8 protein-coding genes are annotated in these 9,942 nt (G+C 62.9%); 4 read left to right on the top strand and 4 right to left on the bottom strand.

The features are described 5' to 3' along the window. Nucleotides 1–90: 90 nt before the first annotated feature. The 3 genes from HX899_RS26530 to HX899_RS26540 form a co-directional block, all read right to left on the bottom strand. Complete coding sequence (locus HX899_RS26530) at nucleotides 91–1,641, bottom strand: hypothetical protein (RefSeq protein ID WP_181293777.1); 1,551 nt, start codon at nucleotides 1,639–1,641, stop codon at nucleotides 91–93. 230 nt (nucleotides 1,642–1,871) lie between these two features. Next, complete coding sequence (locus HX899_RS26535; RefSeq protein WP_138388528.1) at nucleotides 1,872–2,498, bottom strand: ribonuclease D; 627 nt, start codon at nucleotides 2,496–2,498, stop codon at nucleotides 1,872–1,874. 204 nt (nucleotides 2,499–2,702) lie between these two features. Next, nucleotides 2,703–3,512, bottom strand: a complete 810-nt coding sequence (locus HX899_RS26540) for a MerR family transcriptional regulator (protein WP_181293778.1) — start codon at nucleotides 3,510–3,512, stop codon at nucleotides 2,703–2,705. Between the two features lie 169 nt (nucleotides 3,513–3,681). On the opposite strand from HX899_RS26540, the gene HX899_RS26545 reads away from it, so the two are divergent. Together HX899_RS26545 and HX899_RS26550 are read left to right on the top strand one after the other, a co-directional pair. After that, nucleotides 3,682–4,962, top strand: coding sequence for a 4-aminobutyrate--2-oxoglutarate transaminase (locus tag HX899_RS26545; protein WP_181293779.1), 1,281 nt, complete (start codon nucleotides 3,682–3,684; stop codon nucleotides 4,960–4,962). Nucleotides 4,963–5,028: 66 nt separating this feature from the next. Then, nucleotides 5,029–6,510 carry an NAD-dependent succinate-semialdehyde dehydrogenase gene (locus HX899_RS26550; RefSeq protein ID WP_181293780.1) on the top strand — a complete coding sequence of 494 codons (1,482 nt, stop codon included), beginning with the start codon at nucleotides 5,029–5,031 and terminating at the stop codon, nucleotides 6,508–6,510. A 43-nt stretch (nucleotides 6,511–6,553) separates the two neighbouring features. On the opposite strand, the gene HX899_RS26555 is transcribed toward HX899_RS26550, so the two are convergent. Then, nucleotides 6,554–6,763 carry a SlyX family protein gene (locus HX899_RS26555; protein ID WP_138332062.1) on the bottom strand — a complete coding sequence of 70 codons (210 nt, stop codon included), beginning with the start codon at nucleotides 6,761–6,763 and terminating at the stop codon, nucleotides 6,554–6,556. 180 nt (nucleotides 6,764–6,943) lie between these two features. Between HX899_RS26555 and uxaC the strand changes: the two genes are divergently transcribed. Then, nucleotides 6,944–8,359, top strand: a complete 1,416-nt coding sequence (gene uxaC, locus HX899_RS26560; protein WP_180194381.1) for a glucuronate isomerase — start codon at nucleotides 6,944–6,946, stop codon at nucleotides 8,357–8,359. Continuing rightward, the gene (locus HX899_RS26565; protein WP_138332060.1) at nucleotides 8,356–9,813 is read left to right on the top strand and encodes a mannitol dehydrogenase family protein; all 1,458 of its coding nucleotides are present in this window, start codon (nucleotides 8,356–8,358) and stop codon (nucleotides 9,811–9,813) included. The genes uxaC and HX899_RS26565 overlap by 4 nt, the downstream gene beginning before the upstream one ends. The last annotated feature ends 129 nt before the right edge of the window (nucleotides 9,814–9,942 follow it).

A 9,942-nucleotide genomic window follows, 5' to 3' on the forward strand; every position in this document is an offset into this window, starting at 1 on the left:
CGCCCTATCCTCTTGTTTTTACGCAATCCCCGGCAAAAGCGCTTCGCGCTTTACCTGGGAAACCCGCTTCGCACTTTTCCTGGAATTGCTCTATTCCCAGCCGACCATGCGCTGATAGAGCGCGTAGACCGGGTCATCGTCCGGGCGGCCTGGCTGATAAGCCGACGGTTCGGTATCGATCATCCTTGGCGTCCTCCGCTTGGGTGCGGCGTCGGTTTCTTCGGCGTCGGGCTCGGCATCCTCGCCGCCGGACTGCGCCTGCTGCTGATCCTCGGACGCGTCGTCGCGGTGGTGCTGATGCTGGTGATGCGTTTCGCCTGCCTTGTCGTTCGACGGCGTGTCCTTGGCGAACTGGTAAGGCAGCTGGGTATAGGCAAATCCCTCCGGCATCCTTGCCACCAACGGCACATAGGAAGCCGCGGCCGTCTCGGGAACCGGCATCATCTGCGGTTGCGCGGAGATTTCTTTCGGCTGACGGGCGGCCACGGTCTCGATATCCATCTGCGACGGACGGAGCGCCGCGGACTGGCGAGGATCGGGTGCTGTGAATTCGGCTGGCTGCCTGGTCAAGGTCTCGGTCGCATCGCTGATGACGGCGTCATCGAGGATCGCATCGATCTCCACGGCCGCCTCGACGGGAACATCCTCCAGCACGGTTTCGATGTCCTGCTCGCGGATGATGGTGGCGATCATCTCGGAGACTTCTTCGGTCATGGAGGCAACAATTCCTGCCCAGTTCCTGGGAATGACAGGATCGACCTTTTCCGACATCGCACCGGTTTCGATGGCAGGCGGCTCCGGCGTTGCCTGCGTATCATCGGCTGCTGCGGCTTCCGTCGACGAGGGTTGCCGGGTTTCAATCTCCTGCGACGCAGATTTTTCCGGGGCGACCTCCCTTGTGGTCGCCGGGGCGGACTGAGCCTGGTTTTCAGCCTTCGGCGCTTCCGGATCGGCAGCTTCCACGGCTTCGGCGATGACCGCTTCCTCGATGGTCGCCGGAGCTGCGGCCTCGACCATTGAATCGGCTGACGCCGTGTCTGCCGGCTGACGCATGGCGGCAGGCAGCCTGTCCTCATGCAGTCTTATCTCGGGCAGCCGGATCTCGGGGCGAGCTTCGGCGCGCATCGGCGATGCATCGTTCTGGCCATAGGAGCGGACGACCGCGCGGGCGGCGAGATCGCGATCCTTATAGCGGACGATTTCCAGATAGGCGACGATGCGAGCGGCTTCAGGGCCTGTCGGGTTCTTCAGGGCCTCGGCGATCGTCCGGAGCGGCACGCTATGCCCATTCTCGGCGAGCTGGCGCTCGACCTCGTCGATCCTTGCGGTTGGCAGCCGCCGGATGGCATCGGCGAGCCGAGAGGCGAAGGCAAGATTGCTCTCGTCCTCGCCACGATCCAGCGAGATCGAGCGGCCTGCCGCATCGATGACGTCGAAAAGGGCTTCGACCATGCGCTCGCGCGCCGCAAGGAGCAGAATATTGAGCTTGCCGGCAATGGCGGAATTGAGGTCTGAGGCTTCGACGGCGTTGACAGGCGCAGGGGCAATCACCGAGTGGCCGAGACCACTGGCGACGATCGCCGCTGTCTGACCCTGGGACGAAAAGCTTGCATTGGACGCTGCACGAACGGGAGTCAACATGGCATGCTCCTTTCGTAAAGTGACGATGAAAGCAGGCTCTAGAAAAGGACCGCGCTCATCCGGTCCCCTTGCATCCCAGCAGATCCTCCTGTCCGCATGACGCAGTTCCGGCGTCATCGAATGCATAAAAATTAACAGGAATGTTAATAAGCAGGCGTTAATGAATCGCTAACGGCCGCGGACAAGTCTGCCGCCTGGTTACTAGCAAACGCAGAATGAAGGCAATTCGCTCAGCTGTGGGCGAAGATATCGGCCTCTTCCCAGCCGAGCAGGTCGAGCTTGGCGCGGGTCGGCAGGAATTCGAAACAGGCCGTCGCATGATCGTAGCGGCCGTCGCGGATCAGCCGTTCCGTCAGCTTATCGCGCAACGCATGCAGATAAAGCACGTCGGAGGCGGCATATTCGAGCTGGGCCGGAGACAGCCTCTCGGCCGCCCAATCGGAAGATTGCTGCGCCTTGGAGACGTCGACGTCGAGCATCTCCTTGAGATTGTCCTTGAGGCCGTGGCGATCCGTATAGGTCCGGATCAGGCGCGAGGCGATCTTGGTACAGAAAACCGGGGTCGCGGTGACGCCGAAGGTATGGAAGAGCACGGCAATATCGAAGCGGCCGTAATGAAAGATCTTCTGATGGGTGGGGTCTTCGAGCAGGGCGACGAGATTGGGCGCCTCTTTTTGACCGGCGGCGATGCGGATGATATCGGCGGTGCCGTCACCCGGCGAAAGCTGGACGACGCAGAGCCGATCGCGGCGCGGCACCAGGCCGAGCGTTTCGGTGTCGATCGCAATCGCGCCGGTGTAGCGGGCGGCATCGGCCGCGGAAATATCGCCTTCGTGATAACGTATGGTCGCTGCCATGAGACTGTCTTTCGTTCGATGCATCCCCTACAGCGCCGCACGTCTTTTCGAGAGTCGCAAAGGACGCTGTAGCACTTTGATGGCTGCATAATTTTATCCTTAAATCGATTCCGATTTAAGGAATTATGCAGCAGCGCTATAGCGCAAAGGCGCAGAGTGCGAAACCGCTTTCCTGCTGCTGGAGCGCCTTGCGTCCTTAGCCGTTCAGAATGTCGGCGGCGTGTTGATCCAGAGAAGCACGGTTTCACCATCGTGGCGGTTGCGCCAGGAATGGTCGCGGCGGCTTTCGAAATAGAGTGAATCGCCGGGGCCGAGATCGAAGAACTGATCGCCGTCGAGCACCAGTTCGAGCCGGCCGGACAGAACATGCATGAATTCCTCGCCCTCGTGGCGATAGGCGCCCTCGCTGGCAGCACCCGGCGCCAGCACGAAACGATGGCAGTCCATCATCCGGCGGCCTTCGGCAAGGAGCTGCACCGTGACACCCGGCGTCGTTTCCGGCCACCTGCGCCATTCGCCGGCGCGCACCAGCGCCGGCACCTCCCCGCTTTCCTCACCTGAAAGGCGCGAGACAGTGGTGCCGTAATACTCTGCCAGATCGTGCAGCGTCTTGAAGCTGACGCCCTGCGAGGTGCGCTCCAGCGTCGAGAGTGTCGACGAGGTGACGCCGATGTCGCCGGCCACCTGATCGAGCGTCTTGCCGCTCGCATGGCGCAGGCTGCGCAGCTTGCGGCCGAGGCCGGTATCCTGGCTTGCCTCGGCGCCATCGGCGGAAGGCTCCTCGCTCTCCAGCGCCTCGCGAATTGCCGCGGGATTAAGGCCCCGCTCGACACGATACCAGGAAATGCGCTTCAGCCGCGCCACATCGTCGGCGCTGTATTGCCGATGGCCGGTTTCCGAACGGCCGGGAACCACCAGGCCCTGGCTTTCCCAGAGGCGCAGCGTCGAGGCCGAAACGCCCGCCAGCCGCGCGGCTTCCGCCACCTTGTAGCGCACAGGCCCGTTATCGTTCATCCGAAACTATCCCCGATTCCAATCGCCCCAGAACCTCCATCAAAAAGCGTGATGTTTGAAGCAAAAAATGCCGCTTGTTTTCTTGCAGGAAAAATGTAGGAGTTTTATATACATCTTACAGAAATTATACAAGATAGCTTTCCACCCCCTCTCAACGCAGGAGCCATCGATGACCGCGACAAGCCTTACCGACCGGAAGAACGCCGCTATTTCACGCGGCGTCGGCATGACCACCCAGATCTATGCGGATCGCGCAGAGAACGCCGAGATCTGGGACAAGGAGGGCCGCCGCTACATCGATTTCGCCGCCGGCATCGCCGTTCTCAATACCGGCCACCGCCATCCCCGGGTCATCGCAGCGGTCAAGGATCAGCTCGACCGGTTCACCCATACCTGCCATCAGGTGGTGCCCTACGAAAGCTACGTGCACCTTGCCGAACGGCTGAACGCGCTGCTGCCTGGTGATTTCGAGAAGAAGACGATTTTCGTTACGACGGGCGCCGAAGCGGTTGAGAACGCCGTCAAGATCGCGCGTGCCGCAACCGGCCGCTCGGCCGTCATCGCCTTTGGCGGCGGCTTCCATGGCCGCACCTTCATGGGCATGGCGCTGACCGGCAAGGTCGTGCCCTACAAGGTCGGCTTTGGCGCCATGCCCGGCGACGTATTCCATATTCCCTTCCCGGTCGAGCTGCACGGCGTCACCGCCGATCAGTCGCTGGCGGCGCTGAAGAAGCTCTTCGCCGCCGATGTCGATCCGCAGCGCGTCGCGGCCATCATCATCGAGCCGGTGCAGGGCGAAGGTGGCTTCTACCCGGCACCTGCCGCCTTCATGAAGGCGCTGCGCGAGCTCTGCGACCAGCACGGCATCCTGCTGATCGCCGACGAGGTGCAAACCGGTTTTGCCCGCACCGGCAGGATGTTCGCGATGGACCATCATGAGGTGGCGCCCGACCTGACGACGATGGCAAAGAGCCTGGCCGGCGGCTTTCCGCTCGCCGCCGTCACCGGCCGCGCCGCGATCATGGATGCGCCGGGACCGGGCGGGCTCGGCGGTACCTATGGCGGCAATCCGCTCGGGATCGCCGCTGCCCACGCCGTGCTCGACGTCATTGCCGATGAAGATCTCTGCAACCGCGCCAATCAGCTTGGCGGACGGCTGAAGCAGCGGCTGGAATCGTTGCGCGAGACGGTGCCCGAGATCGTCGATATCCGCGGACCGGGCTTCATGAACGCCGTCGAAATCAACGACCGGACGACGGGACTGCCGAGCGCGGAATTCGCCAACCAGGTGCGACTGATCGCGCTCGACAAGGGCCTGATCCTGCTCACCTGCGGCGTCCACGGAAACGTCATCCGCTTTCTTGCACCGATCACCATCCAGGACGAGATCTTCGGCGAAGCGCTCGATATTCTCGAAGCCTCGATGCTGGAAGCGAGCGCGGGCCGTTAAGCGCACCCGACCCGGATTTCAATGGCTGCCGGCAACCGGCAGCCGCACTCCCAAGGAGGATATGACATGGCTTTCACCAGCGCCCTGACCAAGCACGTTCCCTTCTCCTCGCCCCTGCTGCGCGATGCCGGCTATATCGACGGCGTCTGGACATCAGGCGATGCCACAAAGACTTTCGACGTGCTGAACCCGGCAACCGGCGAGCTGCTCGCCTCGCTGCCCGATATGGGTGCGGCAGAGACGCGGGCGGCGATCGATGCAGCCCATGCCGCCCAGCCGGGCTGGGCTGCCCGTCCGGCCAAGGAGCGCAGCGCGATCCTGCGCAAATGGTTCGACCTGATGGTCGTCAATGCCGACGAACTCGCCGCGATCCTGACCGCCGAAATGGGCAAGCCGTTCCCGGAAGCGCGCGGCGAGATCCTTTATGCCGCGGCCTATATCGAATGGTACTCGGAAGAAGCCAAGCGCATCTACGGCGAGACGATCCCCGCGCCTTCCGACGATAAACGGATGCTCGTCATCCGGCAGCCGGTCGGCGTCGTCGGAACGATCACGCCGTGGAATTTCCCGGCAGCGATGATCACCCGCAAGATCGCCCCGGCGCTTGCCGTCGGCTGCACCGTGGTCTCGAAGCCCGCCGAACAGACGCCGCTGACGGCGATCGCACTTGCCGTACTCGCCGAGCAGGCCGGCATTCCGGCCGGCGTCTTCAACGTCATCGTCGGGGTCGACGGCCCGGCAATCGGCCGCGAGTTCTGCGGCAATGAAAAGGTGCGCAAGATCAGCTTCACCGGTTCGACGGAGGTCGGCCGCATCCTGATGCGGCAGTGCGCCGACCAGATCAAGAAGGTGAGCCTGGAGCTCGGCGGCAACGCGCCCTTCATCGTCTTTGACGATGCCGATCTCGACGCTGCCGTCGAAGGCGCGATCGCCTCCAAATACCGCAATGCCGGCCAGACCTGCGTCTGTGCCAACCGCCTCTATGTCCAGTCGAACGTCTATGACGCCTTCGCCGCCAAACTTGCCGCCAAGGTCGCCGAGATGTCGGTCGGCGACGGCTTCAAGCCGGGTGTCGTCATCGGGCCACTGATCGACGCGCAAGGCCTTGCCAAAGTGGAAGATCATGTCAGCGACGCGCTTGCCAAGGGCGCCAAGGTGCTGACCGGCGGCAAGCGCATCGACGGCGCCGGCACCTTCTTCACGCCGACGGTGCTGACCGGCGTTGCGCGCGGTATGAAGGTGGCGCGCGAGGAGACCTTCGGGCCGGTGGCGCCGCTCTTTCGCTTCGACACGGTCGAGGATGTCATCAACCAAGCCAACGACACGGAGTTCGGCCTCGCCGCCTATTTCTACGCCGGCGATCTGAAGAAGGTCTGGCGGGTGGCGGAAGCGCTGGAATACGGCATGATCGGCATCAATACCGGCCTCATGTCATCCGAGACGGCGCCCTTCGGCGGCATCAAGCAATCCGGCCTTGGCCGCGAAGGCTCGCGGCACGGCGCCGACGACTATCTGGAAATGAAATATCTCTGCATCGGCGGCGTCTGATTCCATCATTTGAGACGGGCACGCGGCATTGCGCCGCGTGTCGTCAATAATGCGGCGGGCGAGTGATCGCTGGCGCGTCCAGCGACTGCTCCTCCAGCGACAGGAAGCGTTCGGTCAGCCGGTCGAGCTTGGTGCGCATCTGCTCGACGGTCTTCCATTGCTCGGCGAGCTGATCGGAAAGCTCTTCAATCGCCTTTGCCTGGTGGGCCAGCATTTCTTCCAGCCGGGTGATGTGGTTCGTCTCGTCGGACATCGATCCTCCTTTGCCGAAACCGGCAGAACAGATGGTTCTCCCAAAGCGGAAATAGGCCACCTCGTCAATGCTTTCCATGCCCGGCGCGGCCATGCGCAAAACTGTACCGTTTGGTTACTAAAAGACCTTGCCGCGCCTGATGTTGTGGGGTAGGCCGTTATCCATCAGGGAGGAATACTGATGGATGCAGGAAACGGCTTTCTTCATCCGGACCGGCTTTTTCCGGCTGATCCGGCAACACGGACCATCGCGCGAGACCTCTACGAGACGGTGCGCAATCTTCCGATCGTCAGCCCGCACGGGCATACCGAACCCTCCTGGTTCGCCGACGACAGGCCCTTCGAAGATGCGGCCTCGTTGCTGGTCATTCCCGATCACTATCTCTTCCGGATGCTGCACAGCGTCGGCGTCACCTTGGACGAGCTCGGCGTGCCGCGGCTCGACGGCAAGCCGGTGGCTGAGGGACGGGCGATCTGGCGGACATTTGCCGCGCATTATCATCTTTTCCGCGGAACGCCTTCGAGCCTCTGGGTCGACCACGCCATGTCGGCCGTGGTCGGCTGCACCGAGCCGCTGACGGCTGATAATGCCGATGCGCTCTACGACCATATCAATGCCCAGCTTGCCCTTCCGGAATTCCGCCCGCGGGCGCTGCATCAGCGATTCGGCATCGAAACGATCGCGACGACGGATGGAGCGCTCGATCCTCTGGCGCATCACCAGAAGATGGCGGCCGACGGCTGGATCGGCAAGGTGCGCACCACCTACAGGCCGGACAGTGTCACCGATCCCGATGCCGTCGGCTTCCGCGACAATCTCATCAAGTTCGGAGAGATCACCGGCACCGAGGTCACGCGCTGGGACAGCCTGATCGAGGCGCATCGGCGCCGGCGCGCCTATTTCCGCCAGTTCGGCGCCACCGCGACCGATCACGGCGTGCCCACCGCCTTCACCGCCGACCTGCCGCTTGCGGAAAAACAGGCGCTGCTCGACAAGGCGCTGAAGGGTCCGCTTTCGCCTGAAGAGGCCGAGCTCTTCCGCGGCCAGATGATGACCGAGATGGCCGGGCTTTCGGCCGAGGACGGCATGGTGATGCAGATCCATGCCGGCTCCAGACGCAATACCGACCGCGGACTTTTCTCGACCCGAGGCCCCAATATGGGCGCCGATATTCCGACACGCACGGACTGGGTCGGCGGCCTGAATGCGCTGCTATCGAAATATGGCCACGCTCCGGGTTTGCGTGTGCTGCTCTTCACGCTCGACGAGACGACCTATGCACGCGAGCTGGCGCCGATGGCTGGCCATTGGCCCTGTCTGATGATCGGCCCGCCCTGGTGGTTCTACGACAGCCCGAACGGCATCCGCCGCTATCTCGACCAAGTCGTCGAGACGGCAGGTTTTGCCAATATGGCGGGTTTCAACGACGATACGCGCGCGCTGCTTTCGATCCCCGCGCGGCATGACGTCTGGCGCCGCGAAGTCTGCCGCTTCCTTGCCCAGCTCGCCGCCGAGCACCGGATTTCCAAGAAGGAAGCCGAGATCGTCGCGCGCGAACTCTCCTATGACAATGCGAAAAAGGCCTACAAGCTGTGAGCGATAGACTACAAAACCTGACCGGCCTTGCGCCGACGGCGAAACTTCCCGCCTATGACAGGAATGCGCTGAAGGCCGGCATCCTGCATCTCGGCCCGGGCGCTTTCTTCCGCGCCCATTTCGCACCCTTCACGGACGGCGCGCTCGCAGCCGCAGGCGGCGACTGGGGCATCGAGGTGGCAAGCCTGCGCACGCCCGATGTTGCCGACAATCTGAGCGCCCAGAACGGGCTCTATACGACGCTGATCCGCGATACCTCAGGCACGACGGCTGAGGTGGTCGGCTCGATCCTGAAGGCACATGTGGCGCCGCGCGATCCCGCCGGCTTGCTGGCGCGGCTCGAAGACCCAGACATCCGTATCGTCAGCATGACGGTGACGGAAAAAGCCTATGGTTTCGATCCCGCAACCGGCGGCCTCGACCTGAAACACCCCGATATCGTCGCCGACCTTGCCAACCGGCATGCACCGCGCGGCGTCATCGGCTATCTCGTCGAAGGCCTCGCCCGCCGCCGGCAGAAGGGCATCGCGCCCTTCACGCCGCTGAGCTGCGACAATCTGCCGAGCAACGGCGCCGTGCTGAAGCGCCTGGTGCTGGAATTCACCTCCCGCATAGATCCCGACCTGCATGGCTGGATCGAGGCGAATGTGCCCTTCCCGTCGACGATGGTCGACCGCATCACGCCGGCCAGCACCGAGGCGACCTATGCCGATGCCGAACGGCTGACGGGCCGCACGGATATGGCGGCGATCGAGACCGAACCCTTTACGCAATGGGTCATCGAAGACCATTTCGCCAATGGCCGGCCGGCCTGGGAAAAGGTGCGCGGCGCACTGATGGTCGAGGAGGTCTCCTCCTACGAGAAGATGAAGCTGCGGATGCTGAACGGCGCGCATTCGCTGCTTGCCTATCTCGGTTATATCGGCGGCTATGAATTTATCCGCGACGTGATGGATGATGAAGCCCTGGCAGCCCTTGCCTACCGCCACATGCATGCAGCGGCGAGGACACTCGATGCAGTTCCCGGCATCGATCTCGATGACTATGCCAGCGAATTGATAGCGCGCTTTGCAAACAAGGCGATCGCACACCGCACTTATCAAATCGCCATGGACGGCACGCAGAAACTGCCGCAGCGGCTGCTGGAACCGGCAAGCGAGGCACTGGCGCATGGCGACAGGGCAGAGACCTATGCGATCGCTGTTGCCGCATGGATGCGCTATGCGATCGGCGAGCACGGCAACGGCGAGCGCTACGAATTGCGCGATCCCAGGGCTGGCGAAATCGCCGCTCTCATCACCGATATCCCGCGCACCGGCCTCGCGATCTCGGCGGCTCTTTTCACCCTTCCGGGACTCTTCCCGGCGGCTTTGACAGGCCACCGAGCCTGGACGCAGGATGTGGCTGACAAGCTGGAGATCCTGATCCAGGACGACCGGTTGCCGCTGTTTTGAAGCCTGTAGTCTTGCTCTGACTAGGGAGAGATGGCGAGGCACGTGCTACACGTCTCTTCTCCCCAGCGGGGAGAGCGACTGTCTTGTTTGTCAAGCGTTTTGCCATGGTCGTCCGTCCCTGATGATGGC

Source organism: Rhizobium sp. WYCCWR 11146 (assembly GCF_013591995.1).
GTDB lineage: Bacteria > Pseudomonadota > Alphaproteobacteria > Rhizobiales > Rhizobiaceae > Rhizobium > Rhizobium indicum.